This window comes from Algoriphagus ratkowskyi (assembly GCF_002150505.1).
In the GTDB taxonomy this organism is placed as follows: Bacteria; Bacteroidota; Bacteroidia; order Cytophagales; family Cyclobacteriaceae; genus Algoriphagus; species Algoriphagus ratkowskyi.
On the sequence record NZ_MSSV01000005.1, the window covers coordinates 1 to 26,375 of the forward strand.

Genomic DNA, 26,375 nt, shown 5'->3' on the forward strand with positions numbered 1-26,375 from the left:
AACATCACCTATAGCAAATGCGGGCTGACTGCTTAAAAATGAAGATATTGCATCTAAACAACATTCGGTCTGGCGGACAAAGATTCGATTTCAAAATCCCGCACTTGCCATAGCCATGGCGTTGGGGCACATTTAAAAACAAGCGCATTTCATGAAATATACATTCGTAATCGGGTTACTTTTTTTGACGGTACAAACAGTATTTGGTCAACATCTTTATCCAGAAAAATATGACGCCTGTAAATTGAGCAGTTATTGTCTTGATTGTGGCGAACCAAAAGCTGAAGTTCCTCAAAATGCTGTGGAGAGCATACTAAGCGGTTTGAACCAAAAGTCTCTCAAAAATATAAATGGATTAATAAGAGTTCAAATCTTAGTCGACACATTAGGAAATTCATGTCTCCTAAGCTCTGAGAACAGTACAAATGTGTCATCCAAAAATCTTTCATTACAAAAAGCAATTAATTCAATGCCTAAATGGATTCCCTCCATGAAAGACAATATAGCTCAAAGTGCCTCAGTTTCTCTCGAACTTACTTTTCAAGATGGAAAATTAGGAATTAGAAGGGTTTCATTTGACTTTAAGTATAATACAAATTTTAAATCGGTTGGCACACCAGATGTCAAAGGCTCTAAGGAAAAAGATTTATCAGTTCAATGGACAGTTTTATCTCAGTCGAATTCAGACCTGCCATGGGATATGACGAGAACAGTTGTTTCAACTAACAACAACCTTTGGATTGGTACAGATAATGGGCTTGTAAGAATGACTAATGAGAAAATGGAAATTTTTGGCGTTACAAATTCAGCTATTAAACCAGTCAAATACAACCAAAACATAGCATCTTCAATAAGAGATGCTGCAACGGACAGTAGAGGCAACATTTGGTTAGCGGCAGGTTGGGACGCATATAAATTCGATGGGAATAAATGGACTGTTTATGATTCAATCAATTCTCCTATAGAATGGCCAAGAAAAATCTTTTCAGATAATTATGGCAATGTTTTCTTGACTTCATGGGATGGCTTGGCAAAGTATGATGGTGAAAATTGGAGTGTAATTGACTCCTCTAATTCAGCGCTTCCTTCCAATAAAATATCAGGTGTCTATCTTGACAATCAAGACCGTTTATGGATTGGAACATTTGACGGTAATATCAGAATTGATAAAGACCAAACGATTGAATTTAACGAATCTGACTCGCCATTAAAAGAAGGCTCAATCTCGCAAGCATTTGAAGATAGTAAGGGTAACTTTTGGTTCGACCTGTACAGTAAAGACAAGACAAAATCAGGAATGTGGCTTTTAAAACCAAATGGTGAATGGACTTCTATTAGACCAAGGAATTCCGAACTATTCACTAAGAACGATATAAATGATTTCCTGCTTGACGAAGAGAATGGAGTTTTATGGGTTGCATTAAATAGCGTTGGACTTATTCGTTACGATATAGAAAATGATAAATGGGAAACATATACGCCCGAAAACTCTGAAGTTCCCAGCATTCATGTAATGAAGTTAACAAAGGACAAAAATGGAATTATTTGGGCTGCAACATTTGCAGGAGTAATTAAAATGAACAAATAAAAAACGATGCCCCAACACGGGTTTTGCGTCAGGTGGGGTCAAGTTGAAACGCGGAGCTTTGTACTCCTATTCAAGTTAAGTGCAGGTTGACAGTCTTGTGCATCGAAACCCGCCCGAACGCAAAGCCCGAAACCGTTAAAAACTAGTTGAAATAGAAATAATATCATATTTGAGAAAAGATTATACAATTGCTTGTTATAAAGTGTATACTTCCAAAAGAATAGGACAGTTAAACACAGCATTTATTAACTACCAATAGGAAATGGACAACATGATAATAAACCCCCAAAGAATGAAAACAAATTTAATTATACGGCTAAAGATTAGCTCAATAGCATGTTTTATGATCCTGTTTTTCTTTTGTATTCAAAATTCAATAGCCCAAACAAGGAGTGCTAAAGAAATAAACTATCAGCGGGTAGAGAATGCTGAACATATTGTTGTTTATCAAGAAGAGGATAAATTTCTAGGTTGGCCAGCCAATAACGGCGCGTGGTCTGCAGATGGGGTCAATATGCTTGTGGGATTTACACGAGGTGATTATGAGCTTATTATAGACAATCACAACATCGGAGGAAATCAGGAAAGCTGGCTGGCTCGGAGTTCTGATATGGGGCAAACCTGGGAAGGGTTTAATCCAGACAATTATGTCGGGGACTTTGGTAAGGAACCAGAACTGAAAACATTGGTAAACCCCATAGACTTTTCTCATCCCCAATTTGCTATGCGCGTTGTGGGAACTTCCTACCATGGATCCTTTGATGCGAGAGGCCATTTCTTCTTTTCTTATGATGCTGGGAAGACATGGAATGGACCCTATCGTCTTGGGGATAATACCATTCGAGAATGGCCCGAATTGAAAAATACCTCACTTTCTAGTGAGACCGAGTTAACTCCAAGAACAGATTACGTAGTGAAAGGAAAGGATGAGTGCATAGTATTTATGTCTGTGCGAACTAAAAGTGAATTTGGAACAGATAGACTTTTTAGTATGCGTACCGTTGACGGTGGAAAGACGTTTAAATTCGTGAGTTGGGTGATACCACCTTATGATGAAGAGAAGGCAGACCCTTCTGCAAAAATTAAATTGTATGAAGACGAAGCCCTAAACCCTCATGCTGACCAAAGCCGTGCAGTGATGTCTAAGACCATCATCCTTGAAAATGGCAAGTTGATCTCTGCAATGCGTCGAAGGTATAATGAACATAACTGGGTTGACGCATATGTTTCTGAAGATGACGGTAACACCTGGACATTCCTGTCAGAAGTTGGAGATGCGGGAGCGGGTAATGGAAATCCTCCAGCACTCAATATAACTGACAAGGGTCGACTGGTTGCAATTTTTGGAAACCGAGTAGAGCCTGGAACTATGATGGTTGTATACAGTGACGATGAGGGATCCTCGTGGAGCAATCCGCAAATCTTGCGAGATGATTATGGCTCAGAAGATATGGAGACTATTGATCTTGGTTACCCCCAACTACTGAAACGTAAAGACGGCAAGATGGTCGCCCTCTATTATTGGTCTACCAAAGAGTCCCTGCACCATATCGCCGCAACCATATGGGACGGGGATAATTAGAAAGGATTTGTTGTTTCTATGATGAAAAGGAAATAATGACAAGAAACATGGCTAGAAACTAATGTACTGAAAAATGTATATCCGCTTTTGCACCAGTAAAATAGTCTAAGCAACTTATTTTATGGTAAATACTAGCATTGAGGCTACTTCGGTCCCCTATCTTCAGCCTTCTCATAAGTCAAGCTATCAAAATAAGGTTACTTGCATGATTGCGGATAATCATATAAAGTAAAGGCTAAAATTTACCCTGTGTAAACTTTGAGTAACTACTTTCCTGAAGACATAACAGCTGCTGGCGTCAACGTATCAAAATAATAAAGGAATTATTGCTAATCCTAAGTAAGTAAATCTTAAAAAGGATTGTGTTTGAGTGAAATTTTTGTGCAGTTTAACCCACTACTATTCTTATACTAACCGCTAGCAACGATTCCACCTCACCACTGCTCTAATAAATAGGCAGCTGTAGAATTCTTGATATCATGAAGCACAAAGGAACTCTGAATTTTAGTAATGTTGGGTAGCGCTGCCAGTTTGCCAGAGGAGAACTGATTAATCGTTCAGATCTCTCACAATCAGTTCCAATAGAAAATCACTTGCTCCACCCATCGGGTAGCATTCCTTGACTTCAGGGTGTGGGGGACTGATGATGAGTGTTGGGTGACGGGTGACGGGTGACTGATGTAGAGTTTCAGATTTTTGGCGTAGGGTAAAGTAACCCAAGGATGGCCTCAATTCTAACAGGATAAAACTTTCCACATGCTAGACTTGAGTTCAATGACTATTAAATAGTAGAAAAAATGAGGTAAACACATGTAGTCCCATTAAAAAGCTCTTTTCCCACTAAGTCAGTTAATAAATGAATCAACTTGACTCGCTGGAAAAAGAGCTTTTGTGGGGAATATAAGGAGTATTAAACTACTCCTTGGGCCAACATAGCATCGGCAACTTTCACAAATCCTGCAATATTTGCACCCTTTACATAGTCGCAATAGCCAGTTTCACAGCCTCCATATTCTATGCATGAATTATGAATTTCCTTCATAATTACTTTCAGACGATTATCCACTTTTTCTCTAGTCCAGCTGTATCGCAGCGAGTTCTGCGACATCTCAAGTCCAGAGATTGCAACTCCGCCAGCGTTTGAGGCTTTGCCTGGAGCATAAAGAATTTTGGCAGCTAGGAATTGATGAATAGCATCAGGTGTAGACGGCATATTTGCTCCTTCTGCCACGCACATGCAACCATTTTCTATCAATAATTTGGCATCGTGTCCATCAAGCTCATTTTGCGTAGCACAGGGTAAGGCTATATCACATGGGATACTCCAAGGACGAGCATCTGCAAAATATTCTGCCGAAGGATACTTTGTAACGTAATCAGAAATTCTTCCACGCTCTACATTTTTCAGCTTCATGACATACGCCAACTTCTCGCGATCTATTCCATCTTTATCGTAAATGAAACCCTGTGAATCAGAAAGTGTAAGTACGATACCTCCTAAATCTAAAACTTTTTCTACCGCATACTGGGCTACATTACCCGCTCCAGAGATCACCACTTTTTTTCCTAGTAGTTCCATATCTTTTACTGCGAGCATATTTTGTACGAAGTAAACGGTACCGTAACCCGTAGCTTCTGGGCGAATCAAAGAGCCACCCCAAGAAAGACCTTTGCCTGTCAACACACCGGTGAATTCATTTCGAATCTTCTTATACATCCCAAATAGATATCCGATTTCTCGGGCACCCACACCTACGTCACCGGCCGGAACATCCGTATTTGGTCCTATATGTCGTTCAAGTTCGGTCATAAATGCATAGCAAAAACGCATAACCTCACCATCAGATTTTCCTTTTGGATCAAAATCAGAGCCTCCTTTACCTCCACCCATTGGCAGAGTAGTTAGGCTATTTTTGAAAACTTGCTCAAAAGCTAAGAATTTCAAAATACTCGCATTCACGGATGGGTGAAATCGTAAACCGCCTTTATAAGGACCTAGTGCGGAATTCATTTGCACTCTATATCCTCGATTGACTTGAACTACCCCCTTGTCATCCACCCAGGCCACACGAAATGAAATCATTCGCTCTGGCTCTACCATTCGCTCTAAAATGCTCTGGTCTTTAAAAATAGGATGTTGGGAGATATAAGGAATAAGCGTCTCAGCGACCTCTTCCACGGATTGAATAAATTCTGGTTGATGGGCATTTCTAGTTCTTACACCGTCCATGAATTTCTTGAAATCGTCTTGCATTGGTTATTTTTAGTAATAATAGGGTTGAGTAAAACAGGTGGAACTTTAACTATGTCCTCGTTCTGTTTCGAAAATTGCAACAATACCAGCTAACAATTAAACAATTTTATATAAACTGGCAAAATTTTATGATTTCAGAATCTAACATATTCACTTTTGCTTGAGAAAGAAATTGTCCAAAACCACCAATTGGACCATACGGTAAAAGTTATTTGAACTAAAAGATTTATAAGACATAGTTAGCGGAATAATCATTGGCTTATTCAACTCCAGTTAATGTGGATAAGAATTCTGCCTAAGTGCAAAAATGACAGGGAAGAAGCAATTATACTTGGCTCGGTCCTAAGAAAAAAGAAGAAAGCAATAATACTAACTCCATCTTTCGCGTCTATTGGAAGTTGAGCTCTTTTGGTTAAATTTCATTTCGCTTTTCACCAAACTTCCAATCCATGAATTTAAAATCAATAGCTAGTCTGCTTGCTGTTCCTGCTATACTTTTAGCTTGCTCTACGACTAAAAAAGATGCTTATATCATTCAAGTAGGTGATTTGGAACCACATATTATAACGCTTTCTTCAGATGAATTTGAGGGTAGAATGCCTTTTTCTGAGGGGGAAACAAAAACGATAAACTACCTAGAGTCAGAATTCAAAAAATTGAGTTTGGAGCCTGGAAATGGTGATTCCTATTTCCAAGATGTCCCTATGGTATCGATTAATAGCACTGCAGCATCTTCGATGACCGTAAGTTCTGCAAAGGAATCGGTGACGTTAGAGGGATTAAAAGATTATGTGATCTGGACCCAGCGAACAGATTCAACTGTGGATTTTAAAGATGTTGAATTGGTCTTTGCGGGTTTTGGAACAGTCGCTCCTGAGTATGGCTGGGATGATTATAAAAATATCGATGTAAAGGATAAAATCGTCATGCTACTAGTCAATGATCCGGGATTTGGGACTGAGGACGAAGCATTTTTCAAAGGCAATACCATGACCTATTATGGGCGTTGGACTTATAAATACGAAGAAGCGATTCGCCAGGGAGCTCTAGGAGTTTTGATCGTGCATAATACCATTCCTGCTGGCTATGGATTTAATGTGGTACAAAACCGCTGGAATTCTAAGCAACTTTATCTTGACGATCGAGGCACTGAGAATTATAAACTCGCTTTTGAAGGATGGGTGACTTTGCCTACAGCAAATAAGCTTTTTGAAATGGCAGGATTGAACGAGCGAGAAATGCTTGCCAAAGCAAGAAAAGCTGATTTCCAAGCTATTGCTATGAATCTGAATGTGAGTTCTTCACTCACGGTAGCAACTACGTATGATGTAACCAAAAATGTGATTGCCAAGGTAACTGGAGCTAGCAAACCTGAAGAATACGTAATCTACTCAGCCCATTGGGATCATTTGGGAATCGGAAAACCTGACGAAACTGGCGACTCCATTTACAATGGTGCATTGGACAATGCCAGTGGAACAGCAGCTTTGCTCGCACTGGCAAAAGCATTTGCGACTGAAGAAAAGCCTGAGCGAACAGTGGTATTTTTGGCCGTAACTGCCGAGGAGCAGGGCCTTTGGGGCTCCCTATATTACGCGCTCAATCCTGTGTACCCTAAAGAACAAACTGTCGCTAATATCAATATGGACGGAATCAATCCGTATGGAAAGATGAAAGATGTAGCTATTATTGGTATAGGACAAAGTGAGATGGAGGATTTGCTAGACATAGAATTGGAAAAAGTAGGCCGTTACTCATCTCCAGATCCTACGCCTACGGCTGGATATTATTTCAGATCAGATCATTTTAGTTTTGCAAAAGTGGGGATTCCTGCACTTTACATTGGAACAGGGATAGATCATTTTGAAAAAGGGAAAGCTTACGGAAAGCAGCTTGATGATAAATATGTAGAGAAATACTACCATAAACCATCTGATGAGTATGATGCAAGCGTATGGAATCTAGATGGAGCAGTGGACGATGTCCAATTACTCTACTCCGTAGGTAGAAATCTGGCTAATTCAGCTACTTGGCCTATGTGGAAGGCTAACTCAGAATTTCGATCAATTCGGGAAGGGTATATGAAATAGGATAAATGGTTCTCCTCAAACTACTAATCATAAAAATTTACCCATGCAGATTTTACTTGCTCTATTCCTAGGGAGTACCACTTAATAGTTCTACTCCAATTATGGAGAAAGATCTTGATTTTAGTCCCGAACTTATTGATATCCTCAAATACTTCAATCCTGTTTTTGAACCGTCTTGGCAGACCCATCAGTAATGAAAGTCGGAGAGGAATTCTATGCTTATGGTAGAGAAGACAATTAGGGAGTGGAAGGCGACTACCATTTGGTGCCCAGTGATCAAATCAAAGGGTTTGGTAAGCTGGGTGCTGGTAGGAAATCCCCTGTCGGACAGCACCTGGCCAGACACTGTATCAGATTTCTGGTCGTTACTTCAACTTTTCGGCTTCAGCTTTTCGCCATGGCAGAGCGGCTCTTCAATTTTTACCTCGCGGATGACACACTTGCTTAAACTAGAGGATTACAATCATTATGGCACCTTAAAATTCTCTCCCATTGATATTGTCATATGCCCAGTTCACATAATAGTATAATCCTTCGAATCTTTTCTTTGATATTATTAACGCTATGAATCTAGACATACATCAAATATGGCAATAGGCATAGAGACTGAAAATCATCTTTTTAAAATTCTCTAAAGACACTTGCATTTTCCAATTTTACAGTACCTAAATTTATTATTTATCTAACTTTATCCCCATGAAAAGCAATACTAATAAATCATTAGCAAAAACCCGAACCGGTATTGACGGCCTTGATGAAGTAACCGAAGGAGGTTTTCCAGAAGGAAGACCAACACTTATTTGCGGAAGCGCAGGATGCGGAAAAACATTACTTGCTATGCAATTTCTTGTTAAAGGAATCACTGAGGACAACGAGCATGGAGTATTCATGAGCTTCGAAGAAGGTGTAAAAGACCTTACACAAAATGTGCAGTCTCTAGGCTTTGATTTGGAAAAACTGATTACACAAAAAAAATTGCGCATTGACCACGTGCGTATCGAACGCTCGGAGATTGAAGAAACAGGTGAGTATGATTTGGAAGGCATATTCGTGCGCCTTAATCATGCCATTGACAGCATTGGCGCAAAGCGTGTGGTACTTGATACTATTGAATCGCTCTTTGGTGGATTGGATAATTCAACAATCCTGCGGTCAGAATTGCGAAGGCTGTTTCAATGGCTGAAAGATAAGGGCGTTACTACTATCATTACGGGTGAGCGCGGAGAAAATTCACTAACAAGACAGGGGCTTGAAGAATATGTTTCCGATTGCGTTATTCTTCTTGACTTTCGGGTCATAGACCAGATTGCCACAAGAAGGTTACGTATTGTAAAATATAGAGGCTCTACACATGGCACCAACGAATATCCGTTTCTTATTGATGAAAGCGGAATATCTGTGCTACCCATTACATCGCTAAAACTTGAACACCATACTTCTAACGAGATAGTATCAACAGGGCTTCCTACGCTTGATAATTTATTTGCTCGAGGCGGATTTTTCAAAGGTAGTAGTACACTTATAACAGGATCGGCAGGTACTGCAAAAACAACTTTGTCCACATACTTTGCCTTAAGCAGTTGCAAAAGAAATGAACGCGTGCTTTATTTTTCTTTTGAGGAATCTCCTGAGCAACTCATACGCAACATGCAGTCGGTTGATATAAAAATTGAGCAGTATGTAAAATCAAAATTGCTTTATATTCATGCGTCTAGACCGTCTTTGCAAGGTCTGGAAATGCACCTGCTTTTATTACATAAACTAATTAAAGAATATAATCCACTCACCGTGATTGTTGACCCCATCAGCAGTTTAGTCACTGTGGGCTCAGGAAGTGAAGTCCGCGCTATGCTTGTGCGCTTAATGGATATGCTAAAAGTAAAAGGGATTAGCGCACTCTTTACATCACTCACGCCCAGTGACCAATTTGAGAGTTCCATTACTGAAACCACCATCTCATCCCTTGCCGACACTTGGATTAAATTGAGTAATAAAGAGCACAATAAAGGAAGAGTTCGTAATTTAGTAGTGGTAAAATCAAGAGGAATGGGTCATTCTAGTGATGTGAGCGATTTTATTATTACCGATGAAGGAATTAAAATACTTAGCTCACTTTCAGTATAGAAAAACAATATAATTATTCGCAATCCTGCCAGTAACCTTGTTTTGATAGCTTAACTGGCTGGAAGACCGAAGTAGCCTCAATGCTAGAATTTACTTTGAAATAAGTCGCTTTTGGTATTTTACTGTTACAGAAACGAGTATATATAAAGAACAAATTGATTAAAACCACTACTATGTCAAAAGAGGAGTTAGTTGAGTTAAGATTGTATGTAGCAGGGCAAACGCCTAAATCAATCCTTGCACTTAAAAATATTACCAAATATTGCAAAGAACATTTAGAAGGAAGGTACACTATTGAAGTCATTGACCTTTTAAAAAATCCGCAACTTGCAGAAGGCGACCAGATATTTGCCATTCCAACACTTGTCCGCAAATTTCCTGAACCCATACGTAAAATAATTGGCGATCTATCAAATGAAGAAAAAGTATTGGTAGGTCTCAACATCCGTACACTAGCTTCAAAGTAATAATGTGTAGATGAAAGATAGTCAACATCCAAAACTTAATACAGACGACACTCTTGTGCTCAAATTATATGTTTCGGGCATGTCGCCAAATTCTATGGAAGCCATAGAAAACATAAAAAAATTATGTGATGATCGTTTGAAAAATGGTTTTGAATTGGAAATAATAGACCTCTACAAAAACCCCGAAGCTGCAAAAGAACACCAAATTATTTTCAGTCCATCTCTAATTAAAATCTCCCCCTTACCCAAGAAAATTTTAATAGGAACTTTTCATGATGCAGAAAAAGTAATTACCGTGTTAGGATTATCAATTAAAGAATAGTGATGGATTCTGCGAAGCAAGAAAAATATAAGCAAGAAATTGCCGATCTCAAAATTCGGTTAGAGGAAGCAGAGCAATTGATAGACGCCATCAAAGCAGGTGAAGTAGATGCATTTGCCGTTAACAATGATAATAAATCAGAAATTTTCACGCTTCAAAGTGGAGATTATGCCTATCGTGTTTTAGTGGAGAATTTTAGTGAAGGCGCCATAAACATCACAGATGATGGGTTGATAGTTTACAGCAATAAGTATTTTCATGAGCTTCTTCGCTCGCCGTATGAAAATACTGTAGGAAATTCAATTTACCACTTCATACATCCTAACTCAATCAATAGCTTCACTGCTCTTTTAACCAAAGCTCTGGAAGGAAAAAGTAAAGGAGAAATAAATTTGAAGGCAGGACAAAAAAGCATTCCTGTTTATGTTTCTCTCACTTCATTATATCCGAACCTTCCGACTATAGGAATCATCGTTACCGATCTTAGCGAAAAGAAAAACAATGAAAAAATATTGGCAGCAAAAAATCTAGAACTTGAAAATATAAATAGAGAACTTGCCTCTTTCAGTTATGTTGCCAGTCATGATTTGAAAGAACCATTAAGAAAGATTCAGGCATTCAGCAAACGAATACTCGATGTCGAAAAATTTTCTGCTAAAACCGAAGACTACTTCCAGCGTATCATTTCAGCAGCCGAGCGAATGCAAAACCTGATTGAATCTTTACTGCAATTTTCAAAAGCAAACACGACGGAATTAACTTTTGAAGCGTATGATTTGAACAAAATTGTAGAAGAAGCAAAATCATACCTTCATGAAAACATCATTGAAACACAAGCAATCATTGAAACAGAACATCTTCCGGTAATAAATGTAGTGCCGATTCAGTTTACACAATTTATTACCAACTTGCTTGACAATTCAATGAAATACAGTCGCCCGCAAGTTCAACCTCATATAAAAATTTCAAGCAAACTTATTGATGGCAAAAAAATAGATCATTCTCTTGCTGATAAACAAAAAAAATATCACCAGATTAATATTAGTGACAACGGAATTGGTTTTGAAAAACAATACGCAAATAAAATCTTTGAATTATTTCAACGGCTTCACGGTATGAACGAATATTCAGGCACCGGAATTGGTTTAGCCATTTGCAAAAAGATTGCAAGCAATCATAACGGTTTTATCATAGCAGAAGGAACACTTGGAAAAGGTTCAACATTTAGTATATTCATACCACATGAATAAAATCTTTTTGATTGACGATGATGAAGACGACCAACTCTTTTTCAAAGATGCATTAGAGTTAATAAATCCATTGCTTCAATGCGACACCGCAGGCAATGGAAAAATTGCCCTTGAGAAATTAAAAAACAACGATAGCTTACCCGACCTCATATTTCTTGATCTCAACATGCCCGTTATGAATGGGTTTGAATTTCTTACAGAAATAAAAAATAAAAACCATTTTAATAAAATCCCAATAGGAATTTTCACTACTTCCAATATTATTGATGATATAGAAAGAACAAAAAATTTAGGGGCCAAATTTTTCTTTACCAAGCCTAGCGATTTTAAAGTGCTTTGCATCAAACTGCGAAATTTATTGAAGGAAGATTTTACAAACGAAGACTTTATATCTATAAAATAAAGATTAACGGGCTTAATGCTTGTATAAATTATGTGAGCAGGTCTTCATAGTGGATAATTGTATCAGTATTGCTTCTAATAATAAAGGTAGAGAAGATCTGGAGGATTAGACTTCCATGTCGCTAGAAGTACGGGAGCCAGGAAGCTTTCCAATACAAAATTTTCGCTTTGCCAGAATTGGGAAAAGTATACAAGGTGTAGAGGATATGATATCCTCAGAGGTAGTGAAATGATATTTGTAAACCTAGGTTTACGTTTAATGTTGGAACACTTAAAACTTATGCTGGTAACTGCTTGACTAGACTTTTTTATATTTTGGTTACAAAAAAATTATGCAATGCATCTTATATTCTGTGCTGCCCTAGCATTCGTATTTTGCTCTGAATCTTCTGAGAGCCGAAACGTGATTCCCTATAATCTAACAAGTGACACGCTCAAATACACAAATCCTGTTTTTGAACCTGTATTGGCAGATCCTACCGTGGTGAAAGTAGGCGAGGAATTCTATGCATATGGTACTGAAGACAATTGGGGAAACGAAGGCGGCTACCGCTTGGTACCAGTGATCAAATCTAAGGATTTGATAAACTGGAAACTAGTGGGAAACGCTATGTCCACAAAGCCTGACTGGAAAGAAAAGGGAGGAATTTGGGCTCCAGATGTAACTCAGGTGAAGGATCAGTTTTATATGTATTATTCCTTTTCTACTTGGGGAGATGTTAATCCAGGAATCGGATTAGCGATAGCTGACAAGCCAGAAGGTCCTTTTATAGATCATGGGAAAGTTTTTGACTCCGAGGAAATCGGTGTGAAAAATTCCATTGATCCATTTTATATGGAAAAAGATGGGAAGAGATACTTAATGTGGGGGAGTTTCCACGGCATATTTCTTACAGAGCTTACAGCCGATGGCAGAAAGCCCACTGGCGAGAAAGTCCAGGTTGCTGGTAATCATCTGGAAGCTCCCTATGTCTATGAAAAAGACGGATATTATTACCTATTTGGCTCCACAGGAACCTGCTGCGCAGGAGCTAAAAGTTCGTATAGAATTTTGGTGGGAAGATCTGAGATGCTAGAAGGGCCTTATGTGGATAAGTATGGCAAATCTATGCGAGACTATGACTCAGGAACTTTGGTCGTAGGAACCAACGCAAGTACAAATGGCTATGCTGGACCGGGACACAATGCTGAGATCGTCACTGATGCAGAAGGTCAAGATTGGCTTCTTTACCATGGAATGTCAAAGGAAAAACCAAAGCTTAACAATGGCACAAATCGTAGAGTCTTGCTTTTGGATAAAATAATCTGGACTTCTGGATGGCCAAGTATTGCTTGTGAAGAACCTAGCATGAGTTCTCAAAAATCTCCTAGTTGGCAAAAGAACCAGTAAAATTTTATACAGAAAAGGGAAAATATCCTATAGGAATAGGGGACTTTTAAGATTTGCCTAAAAAAATTCAACCTCATTTTGGAATTTGATTATTAACTTAGGATTTATAGCCTTCATCCACTTAAAAATATTAATCAAAGCCTATTATGAAAAAGACCTACACTAGAAACACGACCAAGATCAAGCCTAGTCTGAAACAGGGCGTCTCAATTTCAGGAACGTTCATTGTTCCAAAACCTGTAGAAACCATCAAAAAACAGCTTTAGATCACTATCGGCAGCAGCTATTTATGCTGGGCTAGTTTCTAATTGCGCAGGAAAAATTTTATATTATTTGTTTACTTTAGTCCATCCCCACCGAAAGTATAAGCGAATTTAATTTCAGGAATCAGCATCATAGCTTGGCAGAACCTCGAGCTTCATACTAATATTATTAAGCTAAGGAATTCTACAGATCACACTAGAGCAAACTTCGATGTGATCTTAATATGGAATTGATGATTCTCTTATAATTCCTAGCCGATTAAGGGGGTAAGTCGGACAAGATTTACAAAATTCTTAGAGATTCAACTTTAGGCTTTACAATTATAGTATTGGCTACAGACATAAAACCGAGTTATTTTATATTATGATTATCCAAAACGCCAGTACCATTATTTTCTTTGCTCAACAGGGTGATATACTATATAAGAAATTCTCATTAGAAAATGTTTATTAATGAATAGCCTATTTTACTGTTACAGAATTATCATTATTCTTTTCTTAATTGTTGGTTTTGCTAGCGTAAGTATTGCTCAGAAAAACAGTTTCGAAAACCCTGTTTTGGCTGGGGATCGACCAGATCCCACCGTGGTGAAAATTGGCAAGTATTATTATGCCTCTGCCACTTCAAATGAATGGGCGCCACTTTTCCCAATTTTCAAATCGACCGATTTAATGAATTGGGAATTGGTGAATTATATTTTTCCCAATGGATCTCCTGATTGGGCCAAAAACAACTTCTGGGCTCCCGAGCTTTCCTATGATGCAAAACAGAAGAAAATCTATGCTTACTATACTGCTAGAGACAAAGAGAGCAACCGTCTGACTGTGGCTGTGGCAAGTGCAGATTCTCCAGAAAGTAGGTTTACCGATCATGGCCCGTTGGTAGCACAGGAGTATGGATCCATTGATGCTTTTGAGTTCCGAGATGAAAACGGGAAAATTTATGTACTGTGGAAAGAGGACGGAAATAGTAAAGGGCAGAAAACTCCAATTTGGGCTCAGGAAATAGATAATGAGCGAAAAAAATTACTAGGTGAGCCACATGAGCTTTTCCGAAATGACCAGCCTTGGGAAGGTCAACTCGTGGAAGGGGTGGCCATTTTCCAAAAGAATGGCTATTTCTATGCAACTTATTCTGCCCGTGGCTGCTGCGAAATTGGCTGTGATTATGTAACCGGAGTAGCACGAAGCAAAACACTTTTGGGTACATGGGAAAAGTATAATATGAACCCGATTTTGAAAGATAATGCAAATTGGAAGTGTGCTGGCCATGGTACGGTCGTAGAAAAAGACGGGGAATTTTGGATGCTTTACCATGCTTACAATACAGAGGGAAGCGTCTATGTTGGCCGCCAAGGCGTATTAGAGAAAATCAACTGGTCAGCTGATGATTGGCCTATTCTTGCCAACAATGCTGGATATGAACGCAGCAAGGAATCCTTAGAATTTACAGACAATTTCAAAAAAGGGTTGGACCCGATCTGGCAATGGAGAGTAACTCAAAAGATTCAATATGAAACTGGCAAGAAGGGACTGAAACTTCAGGCTTCTGAGGAGAATGAAACTTTGGGAACGCTGCTTGTCCAAGGCACGAAGTCACTGGATTATCAATACGAAGCCACGGTAGTTCCTGATGAGTATGCATCAGCAGGATTGGCAGTCATCGGCGGAGCAAATAATGGCTTCGGAGCTCCACCAGCTGGAATGGGTATTTCTGTGAAGGGAAAGCATGTGATACTTTGGGAGACTATCGACCAAAAGACCAGAGAACTCGCCAGTGAGACTATTCCTGCCGGTAAAGAAGTAAAATTGATACTGAGCATGAAAGACGGCTACAATATGACCACTTCAGCCGTCGTGAATGGCAAAACAATTCAAGTAGGCGAAACTCAAGATGTGAAGCATTTAGTCCCTTGGGGCATGGGCTTTAGACTTGGCTTGGTCGCAAAGGGAACAATTAGTTCCTACGCTCATTTTAAAGAAGTGAAGATTTTGTATTAATTGTAAGTATTAAGAGGGAGGTATGTAGATCTTAGATTTAGCACACTGTGCGTCCCAATAGTATAGAAAAATTGACTTTAAAATCAGTAAACCCTTAAACCTATACCCATGAAAACCACCCTAATTTTTGGCGCATTTTTACTTTTTTCGCAGCAGATAGCCACAGCACAAACGAGCACCTACAAACTCGTAAAAGGGAAAATAATGACGGAATGGGCTACTCAGGTGACACCTGAAAACGTCCATCAGGAATATCCAAGACCACAGTTGACCCGAGAAAACTGGGTGAATCTGAATGGGCTTTGGGACTATGCCATTAAGCCTAAAGGGCAGGCAATCCCAACCTACTTTGACGGGGAAATACTCGTGCCTTTTGCAGTGGAATCGGCACTTTCTGGCGTAGGAAAAACTGTGGGAAAAGACAAAGAACTTTGGTACAACACGACTTTTGCTACTCCCAAGAAATCAAGTAATGACCGAGTGTTGCTTCACTTTGGTGCATCTGACTGGGAAACGGAGGTTTTTGTAAATGGGCAAAGTATAGGCATTCATAAAGGCGGTTACGATCCTTTTACTTTTGATATCACGGAGCAGCTGAAGTCAGGAAAAACTCAGAATCTTCAAGTTCGCGTGTGGGATCCAAGTGATGACGGGCCTCAACCACGTGGCAAGCAGGTGAAGAATCCCCATGGCATTTGGTATACGCCTGTAACTGGCATCTGGCAAACGGTATGGTTGGAAACTGTTCCTGCTACATACATTTCTGGTTTGAAAAATGCATCTGATATCAAAACTAAGCAGATTCTAGTGACTACAGAAGTAGCTGGAATAGTAGCAGGCAAGCAGGTGAAAGTGTCTGCTTGGAAAGGCGGTAGCATGATCGCTGAGCAAACAGTCAGTCCAACTGAAACTGCTAAATTGACGATCAAGGACGCAGAGCTTTGGGCTCCTGGAAATCCAGTTTTATATGACCTGAAAGTGGAATTAGTCGATGGGAAGAAAGTAGTTGATGCTGTGGGAAGCTATGGCGCTTTGAGAGAAATCAGCATGGCAGCAGACGAAAATGGGATTCAAAGAATGATGCTGAATGGGGAGTTTTTATTCCAGTATGGCCCACTAGATCAAGGCTGGTGGCCTGATGGATTATATACGGCTCCAAGTCATGAAGCGATGGTTTTTGACATCCAAAAGACTCAAGACATGGGCTTCAATATGATTAGAAAGCACGTGAAAGTAGAGCCTGCAACTTGGTACCATGCCTGTGACAAGATGGGAATGCTCGTGTGGCAGGATATGCCAAGTGGTGATATGGGAAATGGCTGGGAGATGAAGCTTGGCGTGTTGGGTAGCCAATCGGATCGCGAAAGAACGCCAGAATCTGAAGCGATTTTCAGAGAAGAATGGAAAGAGGTTATGGATGATTTCTACAATTTCCCATCCATCGTGGTTTGGGTACCTTTCAACGAAGCTTGGGGTCAGTTCAAAACCAAAGAAATAGCGGATTGGACAAAGAATCATGATCCATCTAGACTTGTGAATAGCGCCAGTGGCGGAAACTTTGAAATGGAAGGAACTAGGATCGCTGGAGATATCATTGACTTGCACAATTATCCAGATGCGAAGATGCCAAATCCAGGGATTTATGGTAAAGAAAATATCCTTGTGCTGGGAGAATTTGGAGGCTTGGGACTTCCTGTGGATGGCCACGTTTGGCAACAGAAAGACAACTGGGGTTACCAAAGTTTTAAAAATCAGGATGAGCTTTATACGCGTTATTCTGGTTTGATTGAGCATTTAGGGAAATTGGTGGAAGCAGGGCTTTCTGCTGCAGTTTACACGCAGACCACCGACGTAGAAGTGGAAACCAACGGACTGATGACTTATGATAGAAAACTCATCAAATTCGACGTTTCCAAGATGAAGAGCATCCATTCAACTCTATACAATAAATGAAGTCTATGAAGAATCATTTCAGCAAAATACTTGGTGCTGCTGCGTTGGGCATTTTCTTATACAGCTGCGAAAGCAAATCAAAAGAAGAAACTAAAGTGGAAGAAGCTGTGCAGGAGCAGGCTTTCGGTACAACTTTTCAAAACAAAAAAGTGGAAACATACGAGATCAAAAATGCCAATGGCATGAAAATGAAAGTCACCAATTTCGGTGCCCGGGTTATTAATCTTTGGGTACCAGATAAAGACGGAAACTTAGTTGATGTGGTATTGGGGTTTGAGACCTTAGATGAATACCTAGCAAGTGGTGAGAAATACTTTGGTGCAGCCATCGGTCGATATGGCAATCGAATTGCCAACGGGAAATTCACGCTGGATGGTGAAGAATACAATTTGCCGATCAACAACAATGGGCAGACGCTTCACGGTGGTCCAGGAGGAATGGACTATGTGATCTGGGATGTGAAGAAGTCTGGAGAAAATGGGCTAATCTTCAGCTACACTTCTCCAGATGGCGAGGAAGGCTTCCCTGGTGAACTGAAAGTGACCATGGTCTACACGATCACAGATGACAATGAATTTAAAGTTACCTATGAAGCAGAAACTGATAAAGCCACACCAGTTAATTTGACTCATCATTCCTTTTTCAACCTTAACGGTGCTGGAAATGGAAACATATTAAATCATTCACTTCAATTGAACGCCAGCAAATACACTCCAGTGAATGAGGTTTTGATTCCTACAGGCAAAATCCCTACGGTGAAAGGAACTCCATTTGATTTCACCACTGCAACCAAAATCGGTGAGCGGATCGATCAGGAAAACGAGCAATTGAAATTCGGTGGAGGATACGATCACAACTGGGTCTTGGACAAAACTGGAAAAGACTTGACTCAAGCTGCTGTAGTCTTATCGCCACAGACTGGAATAGAAATGGAAGTTTGGACTACCGAGCCAGCTATTCAATTCTACAGCGGTAATTTCCTAGATGGAACGATTACTGGAAAAGGCGGGAAAGTCTATGAGTTGAGATCTGCGTTTTGCTTGGAAACCCAGCATTTTCCAGATTCTCCAAATCAACCTAATTTCCCCTCTACGATCTTGAAGCCAGGAGAGAAATACGAACAGACTTGTATCTATAAGTTTGGGATAAAGTAAAAGCAGAAAGCCATCCTGAGAAATCGGGATGGCTTTTATAATCAATTTGAAATTCTGTGTTTTTTATAGCATTAAAACTATCAATTCAGATAGGCGATAACATCAACAGCTCGATAAATAGCGTGTGATTTAAGCTGGTTAATGGCAGATTGGAAATCAGAACTGTTTTTCAGAAACGTAAGACCTGCTATTTCAGAAGTAACAAATGGTGACACTAACACGCCATTATTCGTATAGGTCTCCTGCATGGTGGTAGCATTGAAGGCTCTGCTGCTTACTTCTGGTAGTTAGTCGGTTTCTATATTCTCGCTACAGAGGCCAAGAACGCTTAGGGTTAGAAATAGGACTGGAAGTATTCTTCGAAGGCCTGTTTTTTTATTTATCAAGATTAATCTTGATTAACTATTGGTTAGCTGAATAGATGTCACAATTTCATTGATCCCTCTTATGACTACTATTCTCAATAAAAAAACATGTATGTCTGCTTTATCTCCAATAAAATACTAAATGCGACTTATAATGGAGATCACAGTACTACTCATTTCCTTTAAAGCGATGATTTCTTGCAAACCAAAGAATAAGATTATATTACTTTTGAAAACCTTTTAATATGTCATCATTCCATCAAGAAAATTCAGAAGAATCCAATCCTCGCTTGGTCTCCACACAGGCATTCAGTGATAGTAATAAAAGTATATTAGAAACTATCGAAAAAATAAGTGGCATTGGTTGGTGGAAGGTCAATTTACAAACGGGAGAAAACCACTGGTCAGATCAATTTTATAAAATTTGTGGATTGGATCGTAAAAAATATCCTGCTACCACAGAACTTGGGCTTTCAGTCATTCATCCAGAGGATAGAACTATTGCCAAAATTGCGTTAGATAACAGCATTGAAAAGGGTGTTCCATACCAAGTAGAAAAAAGAATCATTTGGCCTTCAGGAGAGATTAGGCATGTGCTTTCGGAGGGGATAATTGAATTTGACAAAGACAGGAAACCACAATTCTTGTTAGGTACATTTAAAGACATCACTAGTCTGAAAAATAGGGAAAATCAATTTATCACTGAAGCTAAGGAGCTGGGCAATATTTTAGATTATTCTATTGATATGATATTTTTATTTGATGCCAATGGAATGATTGCAAAAATTTCTGAAAGCGTAAAAGAGACCTTAGGTTATTCTACGGATCAATTGATAGGAAAGAATTATGTAGATTTCGTATACCCACCTGATTTGGAAAAAACCAACATCGCGTTTAAAGATGTTTTATTAGGAGAGAAAATCAGAAATTTTGAAATAAGATTCATTGACGTTAAAGGCCGCCTAATCCATCTTAACTGGTCTGGTAATATAAAAAACGAAACTAATCAGATACTTGGCATCGCTCGAGATATAACTAAACTGGTGGAGTCAAGAAAAAAACGGATTGAGGATAAGTTTAGAATTCAAACTATCCTAGACTCCTCACCGGATTTAATATGGGGCTTAGATAGAGATTTCAAGCTAGTTAATGCCAATAATGCATTTTTTAAGACAATGAAAAAAACATTCCGGTGGGATATCAAACCAGGAGACGATCTTCTATCTAATAAATATCAAAACCCTCAGGAAGTTGAATATTGGAAGTTTTACTACGGTAAAGCTCTGATGGGAAAGAATGTAAAATTAGAATCAAAAAACCATAGCACTCCTACCTATTTTGAAACAAAAATAACTCCTATTGAGGTGGATGGTGAGATTGTAGGATTGGCTTGCTTTTCAAGAGATATAACTGAAAAAAAGATTGCATCAGAAAAAATCAAAGCGGAAAATAAGCAGCTTCTCAAAGGTCAGGAAATATCTAAAATTGGCTACTGGGAAAGTGACTTAAAAAGCAACCATGTTTATTGGTCAGATGAAATGTACAGAATATGGGAGATTGTAAAGAATTCTCAAATTGTAAATTTTGATTTTTTCTTTGATTCGATACATCCGGAAGACCGCAAAAGCTTTCTATACCATAGAAACAGGGCCTTGATGCAAGAAAAGAAATTAGATGTAGTGTATAGAATTATCCTGGCAGGGAAAAGGATTAAATACATTCACGAAAAAGGAGAAATAATTCAAGCTAAAAACGAAGGAGCAAGTTTATTCAGAGGCACAGCCCAGGAAATCACCAAAGAGAAGGAAATTGAACTTGAGCTTAGGAATAGAAATCTTTTCATAGAATCTACGCTCAATAATATCCCTTTAGGAATAGCCGTGAACAAAATCAGTGATGGAGAGGCCACTTATATGAATAAAGCCTTTGAGGATATTTACGGATGGCCAAAAGATGAACTAGTTAATGTGAATGATTTCTTTGAAAATGTCTATCAAAATCCAGCATATCGCAGTTGGATTAAAGCAAAGATTTTTGAGGATATAGCTAATGGAGATATTGAAAGGATGTCTTGGGAAGGAATCATCATCAACACAAAAGATGGTCGTCAAAGAATAATAAATGCTAAGAACATTCCTGTTCCAGACTTGAATTTGATGATATCCACGGTGTTTGATGATACCGATAGGTATTTGGCCGAGCAAGCTTTAAAAAATAGCAATGAACGATTCAGGCTCATCTCGGAAGTAACAAACGATGCGATTTGGGATTGGGACCTAGAGACTGACACTCGATTTTGGGGAGAAGGCTTTTCAAAATTATTCGGAGTTGACCTCAGCAACAGCGCAAACATTGCTAAAGAGTTGAGCTCTAGAATTCACCCAGAAGACAAAGCAAGGGTTGACGAATTTATATCTAAACTAGTGACGAGTAAAAATGAAAATGAATTCAAAATTGAATATCGGTTCAAAAGGAATGATGGGACATATGCAGTCGTATTAGATTCAGGTACAGTGATCCGTAATACCAAAGAGATTCCAATACGTCTTCTAGGCGCACTGCAAGATATAAGCGCTAGAAAGGACCACGAAGTCTCCCTGCAATTGTTAAATAAAAATCTTAAAAAAGCGAACCATGAATTAGAGATTTCTAACCAAGAGTTAGAGCAGTTTGCTTACGTAGCCTCCCATGATCTGCAAGAACCTCTGCGAATGATTACCAGTTTTTTGGGTTTGGTCGAAAAGCGGTACGATGCTGTGCTAGATGAAAAAGGGAAAAAATACATTCACTTTGCAATAGATGGAGCAAAGAGGATGCGTGAGATCATATTAGACTTGTTGCAATTTTCTAAACTTGATAGTATTAAAGGAGCTAAAACCTGGATTGATGCTAAAGAAGTACTAGAAACCTCACTGCTTTTTTTGAAAAAGAAAATTGACAGAACAGAACCTACTATTCACATAGATCTACTGCCGAAAGTCTGTGGGCACAAAAACACTTTGATTCAATTATTTCAAAATTTGATCTCAAACGCTATTAAGTATCAACCAATAGGTCAAAAGGCAGAAATTTGGATTTCGGCCATTGAGTCAGAGGATAAATGGGAGTTTTCGATTAAAGACAATGGGATTGGTATTGAACATCAATATTTGGAAAAGATCTTTATTATCTTTCAACGATTACACGTAAAAGGGACTTACTCAGGGACAGGTATTGGGCTAGCTATAAGTAAGAAAATAGTGGATCTTCATCATGGTAGGATTTGGGCTGAATCAACCCTAGGCGTCGGCACTATCTTCCGTTTTACGCTTAAAAAACCAGCTGTTGAATGAAGAAATTAAAAAAGCTTTTCTATAAATCTCCGATAACTTTTGGTTGTGTTATTTTTTTTCTGTCGCTGGGAGTTGGATTCTACATTTCTCTAAAGGATTATCAATTAAATCTAATCGAAGAAAATAATAGAGTACAACAGGCTGAGGAACTTATTGAAAATAGGATTCAAGAAGTTATCTATACAGCAAAATCTTCAGTCAATATTTTAGCTTATTTAGTTCAAACGAATAAGGTTGAGCACAACTTTGTAGAAATTGGCAAAAGTATCATTGATAATATTGAAATCATTGATCAAATCCAATATTTAGATAGCGGCGTCATAGTAGCGACATACCCACTAGTAGGCAATGAAATGATCATCGGCTATGATATCCTAGCCGACACTGCTATTACAAAAGAGGCAACTTTAGCGATAGAAAAAAAACAACTATTCTTTGCCGGTCCAATTAATCTCAAACAAGGGGGAAAAGGCATTCTTGCCCGTCAACCTCTATTTAGAGATAATATTTTTACAGGATTTGCAGTGGTTATAATAGATTGGAAGAAATTTCTTGACAAAGTTTTTAGTGGATTGCAAAATGATCCAGACTTAATAGTTGATTTATTCAAGTTAGGCCCTAATGACTCAGTTAAAACATCCTTACTATCCAGTGATTTCTCTAGAGCTGATGGCTTCTCTAAAGAAATCAAAATCCCTGAAGGAAACTGGATAATTAAAGTCCAGCTGAACTCGAGCCAAGCGCTTAGTTCAATAGGACATCTTATTGTTTTAAGAGTGGTGCTAGCCCTGTTATTTGCTTATTTGATATACAACCTAGCCATCCAACCCCAAAAACTAGCTAAAAAAGTACGAGAAACTACACGCCAGCTCAGGCTTAGTAATAAAAGATTTAAACTAGCTACACAAGCTACTTCGGAGATAATCTGGGACTGGGATCTTGAGAAAGGACATACTTTTCGAAGTGAAAATTTCGATAAGCTTCTTGGGTATTCAAGCAACGAAGATGTGAGTAAAGATGAGTTTTGGAAATCAAAAATCCATCCGGAAGATATTGATAATGTTGAGAAGAATTTGAAGGAAACGCTAATGGGAACTGGGGATAATTGGTCTCAAGAGTTTAGATTCAAGAAAGCAGATGGAGAATTAATTTATGTCATTGATAATGGGCTGATTGTTCGCAACAGACAAGGTGAAGCCGTCAGGATAATTGGCTCCACACAAAATATTACAAAAAGGAAAGAGGCTGAAATCAATCTTGCAAATCAAAGGCAGCGGCTTTCTAATGTAATAGAAGGTACACACGCTGGAACTTGGGAATGGAATATACAAACCGGTGAAGCGATTTACAACGAGACTTGGGCGAATATAATCGGCTATACTTTGAAAGAATTAGAACCTATTAACTTTCAAACTTGGGTTAAATTATGTCACCCTGTGGACATTATTGAATCTGAAAAACTATTAGAAGAATGTTTTGCTAGAAAAATCGAAAACTATGATTCCGAATTCCGGATGAAACATAAAAGCGGAAAATGGGTTTGGATAGTAAGCCGCGGAAAAGTATTTTCTTGGACATTAGATGGAAAACCACTAATGATGTTTGGAACACATGTAGATATCACCGAAAAAAAATGGAGGGAAGAAGAAGTAAAAAGCGCTAATCTGCAATTACAGTCAGTTAATGAAGAGCTAAAATCTTTTGCTTCTATGGCATCTCATGATATGAAGGAACCTCTACGGATGATTAGTTCCTTTCTTCAACTGTTAGAGAAAAAATATACGCCAGTTTTGGATGAAAAGGGGCTGCAATACATATATTTTGCCGTGGATGGAGCCAAAAGGCTGACTGTATTGATTGATGACATGTTAGAATATTCCCGCATCGGCTTTGATGAGAGTATGCTAGACCGGATCAATCTGAACGCCTTAGTGAAAGAGGTAATCACTCTCAATAAGGATTTAATGGAAGAAAAAAATGCTCAAATAAATGTGGGAGATTTGCCAGAAATTTTAGGGATCATAACTCCTATTAAAAGCGTATTTATTAATTTAATTTCCAACGCACTGAAATATCAAGAAAAAGAAAATACCCCAATAATTTCAATTTACTCTAAAAGTGTGGAAGGTTTCTGCCAGATTACAGTACAGGATAATGGTATAGGAATAGATGAAGAGTATTTCGACAAGGTTTTCAATGTATTCAGTCGCTTGCATATCAAAAATGAATATTCAGGAACTGGAATTGGATTAGCAGTATGTAAAAAAATAGTAAACCAGCATGGCGGCAAAATTTGGGTAGACTCCTCAGAACAAGGCACTAAATTTCATTTTACACTCAAATTATATGGCAACTAAACCAATTAGTATTTTATTAGTTGAGGACAATGAGGGAGATGTTCTCCTTATAACGGACGCTTTAAGTGAGGCCGAATTTGTAAATAAAATCGAAATAGCAAGAGATGGAGCCGAGGCAATAAGTTTGCTCTTTGGCATTGCTGATACTAATTGTGTTGCACTACCAGATTTGATATTATTAGATATTAATCTTCCCAAGAAAAATGGGTATGAGGTAATCTCATCCATGGCTGATAATGCTTTGTTAAGGGACATCCCGGTGATAATACTCACTACCTCTTCCTCCGAGATGGACATTATTAAAGCCAAAAAACTGGAAGACTATTGCTATATTATCAAGCCCATTGAAATTGATGAATATTTGCAAGTGGTCAGTAAAATCGAAGAGTTCTGGATATCAACACTTATTTCTTCTAAAACTAGAGCATAATGGCAAAAGATGTAGAGCATTATCATGTTTTAGTAGTTGAGGATAATCTGGGGGATTTTGTCATTTTGGAAGAATATCTTTCTGAATCACTTCTCAATTTGAAAATAAAGCATGCCGAAAGCTTTAAAGCTGCTGCCCGATATTTAGAGGATGCTGCAAGTCAGTTTGATATCGTATTTCTTGATCTTTCACTTCCAGACAAATCAGGTGAAGAATTAGTCTTGCAGATTATAAAACGAGCTATAGGAATTCCTGTGGTAGTTTTGACAGGGTTTTCAAATTTGGAATTTGGTAGTCGGTCTTTGGCTTTGGGTGCTTCAGATTATTTGCTCAAAGATGATTTGTCTGCTGCTATCCTTTACAAAAGCTTGCTATATAATATTCAGCGAGTCAAATTTATTTCTGAACTTAAAGAATCCAGAAGTAAATACTCTGACCTCTTTCAATTAAATCCCTCGCCAATTATTGTATATGATCTGGAAACTTTAAGAGTGGTAGATGTAAATCAAGCTACAATTTTGAAGTATGGCTATGATGAGGAAGAGTTTTTGTCAATGAACTTGTTTGATTTTCGTCCAAAAGAAGAATACGATATTTTGCGACGAGCTATTGAAGGTTTTTGGGGAGATGACAAGTCAGATTTTCAGCGGATTACAAAGCACATAAAAAAGACTGGTGAGATCATTGATGTGGAAGTCAATCCTGCGAAAATCAGAATCAACAATAAAGATGCAGGCTTAGTCTTAATAAATGATATTACTGAAAACATCAAATATACTCGGAAGATTGAAGAGCAAAATGAAGCATTTAAGGAGATCGCCTGGATACAATCTCATGTGGTCAGAGCTCCCTTGGCTAGACTACTTGGCTTGGTAAATCTATTGGAGATCTCAGAGGAGGGCAGTAGCAAAGAAAACTCAGAACTATTGCAATTCATTAAGGAATCTGCTTTGGAATTGGATAAAATCGTAAGAGATATAAATGAAAAATCGGAGATAATTATTAGTCGTGAATAGTCATAAAAGATAAGACTACTTGCAAAGTTAACTTA

General features: G+C 38.5%; 18 protein-coding genes. 16 read left to right on the forward strand and 2 right to left on the reverse strand.

Going from position 1 to position 26,375, the window contains the following annotated elements; all coding sequences use genetic code 11:
- The first annotated feature begins 151 nt into the window (after positions 1 to 151).
- Entirely contained in the window at positions 152 to 1,588 is a 1,437-nt protein-coding gene (locus BVH02_RS07160; protein ID WP_086500694.1) for a ligand-binding sensor domain-containing protein, read from the forward strand.
- Between the two features lie 292 nt (positions 1,589 to 1,880).
- Positions 1,881 to 3,170, forward strand: coding sequence for a sialidase family protein (locus tag BVH02_RS07165; protein WP_158093863.1), 1,290 nt, complete (start codon positions 1,881 to 1,883; stop codon positions 3,168 to 3,170).
- Between the two features lie 549 nt (positions 3,171 to 3,719).
- On the opposite strand, the gene BVH02_RS21205 is transcribed toward BVH02_RS07165, so the two are convergent.
- Both BVH02_RS21205 and gdhA read right to left on the reverse strand, forming a co-directional pair.
- A complete protein-coding gene (locus BVH02_RS21205; RefSeq protein WP_111357113.1) occupies positions 3,720 to 3,926 on the reverse strand; it encodes an Lrp/AsnC ligand binding domain-containing protein in 207 nt (68 codons plus the stop codon).
- 154 nt (positions 3,927 to 4,080) lie between these two features.
- On the reverse strand, positions 4,081 to 5,424 hold the full coding sequence (gene gdhA, locus BVH02_RS07170) for an NADP-specific glutamate dehydrogenase (RefSeq protein WP_086500697.1): 1,344 nt from the start codon (positions 5,422 to 5,424) through the stop codon (positions 4,081 to 4,083).
- A 449-nt stretch (positions 5,425 to 5,873) separates the two neighbouring features.
- On the opposite strand from gdhA, the gene BVH02_RS07175 reads away from it, so the two are divergent.
- The 14 genes from BVH02_RS07175 (at position 5,874) to BVH02_RS07245 (ending at position 26,340) form a co-directional block, all read left to right on the forward strand.
- Positions 5,874 to 7,514 carry a M28 family metallopeptidase gene (locus BVH02_RS07175; RefSeq protein WP_086500699.1) on the forward strand — a complete coding sequence of 547 codons (1,641 nt, stop codon included), beginning with the start codon at positions 5,874 to 5,876 and terminating at the stop codon, positions 7,512 to 7,514.
- Positions 7,515 to 8,210: 696 nt separating this feature from the next.
- Positions 8,211 to 9,638: a circadian clock protein KaiC gene (gene kaiC, locus BVH02_RS07185; RefSeq protein WP_086500701.1), complete on the forward strand. Its 1,428-nt coding sequence runs from the start codon at positions 8,211 to 8,213 to the stop codon at positions 9,636 to 9,638.
- A gap of 173 nt (positions 9,639 to 9,811) precedes the next feature.
- Complete coding sequence (locus BVH02_RS07190) at positions 9,812 to 10,105, forward strand: circadian clock KaiB family protein (protein ID WP_086500703.1); 294 nt, start codon at positions 9,812 to 9,814, stop codon at positions 10,103 to 10,105.
- A gap of 10 nt (positions 10,106 to 10,115) precedes the next feature.
- Positions 10,116 to 10,427: a circadian clock KaiB family protein gene (locus BVH02_RS07195; protein WP_086500705.1), complete on the forward strand. Its 312-nt coding sequence runs from the start codon at positions 10,116 to 10,118 to the stop codon at positions 10,425 to 10,427.
- A 2-nt stretch (positions 10,428 to 10,429) separates the two neighbouring features.
- Positions 10,430 to 11,677 (forward strand): PAS domain-containing sensor histidine kinase, encoded by a 1,248-nt coding sequence (locus BVH02_RS07200; RefSeq protein ID WP_086500707.1) that lies wholly within the window; start codon positions 10,430 to 10,432, stop codon positions 11,675 to 11,677.
- Complete coding sequence (locus BVH02_RS07205) at positions 11,670 to 12,080, forward strand: response regulator (RefSeq protein WP_086500709.1); 411 nt, start codon at positions 11,670 to 11,672, stop codon at positions 12,078 to 12,080. Before BVH02_RS07200 ends, BVH02_RS07205 begins: the two co-directional genes overlap by 8 nt.
- 336 nt (positions 12,081 to 12,416) lie before the next feature.
- A complete protein-coding gene (locus tag BVH02_RS07210; protein WP_086500710.1) occupies positions 12,417 to 13,469 on the forward strand; it encodes a family 43 glycosylhydrolase in 1,053 nt (350 codons plus the stop codon).
- 716 nt (positions 13,470 to 14,185) lie between these two features.
- Entirely contained in the window at positions 14,186 to 15,733 is a 1,548-nt protein-coding gene (locus tag BVH02_RS07215; RefSeq protein ID WP_086500712.1) for a glycoside hydrolase family 43 protein, read from the forward strand.
- A gap of 108 nt (positions 15,734 to 15,841) precedes the next feature.
- Positions 15,842 to 17,686 carry a glycoside hydrolase family 2 protein gene (locus tag BVH02_RS07220; RefSeq protein ID WP_086500714.1) on the forward strand — a complete coding sequence of 615 codons (1,845 nt, stop codon included), beginning with the start codon at positions 15,842 to 15,844 and terminating at the stop codon, positions 17,684 to 17,686.
- Positions 17,687 to 17,691: 5 nt separating this feature from the next.
- On the forward strand, positions 17,692 to 18,840 hold the full coding sequence (locus BVH02_RS07225; protein ID WP_086500867.1) for an aldose epimerase family protein: 1,149 nt from the start codon (positions 17,692 to 17,694) through the stop codon (positions 18,838 to 18,840).
- A 610-nt stretch (positions 18,841 to 19,450) separates the two neighbouring features.
- Complete coding sequence (locus tag BVH02_RS07230; protein ID WP_086500721.1) at positions 19,451 to 22,537, forward strand: PAS domain-containing protein; 3,087 nt, start codon at positions 19,451 to 19,453, stop codon at positions 22,535 to 22,537.
- Complete coding sequence (locus BVH02_RS07235) at positions 22,534 to 24,894, forward strand: PAS domain-containing protein (RefSeq protein ID WP_086500723.1); 2,361 nt, start codon at positions 22,534 to 22,536, stop codon at positions 24,892 to 24,894. The genes BVH02_RS07230 and BVH02_RS07235 overlap by 4 nt, the downstream gene beginning before the upstream one ends.
- Positions 24,884 to 25,324, forward strand: a complete 441-nt coding sequence (locus BVH02_RS07240) for a response regulator (RefSeq protein ID WP_086500727.1) — start codon at positions 24,884 to 24,886, stop codon at positions 25,322 to 25,324. Before BVH02_RS07235 ends, BVH02_RS07240 begins: the two co-directional genes overlap by 11 nt.
- Entirely contained in the window at positions 25,324 to 26,340 is a 1,017-nt protein-coding gene (locus BVH02_RS07245; RefSeq protein ID WP_086500729.1) for a response regulator, read from the forward strand. Before BVH02_RS07240 ends, BVH02_RS07245 begins: the two co-directional genes overlap by 1 nt.
- Positions 26,341 to 26,375: the final 35 nt, after the last annotated feature.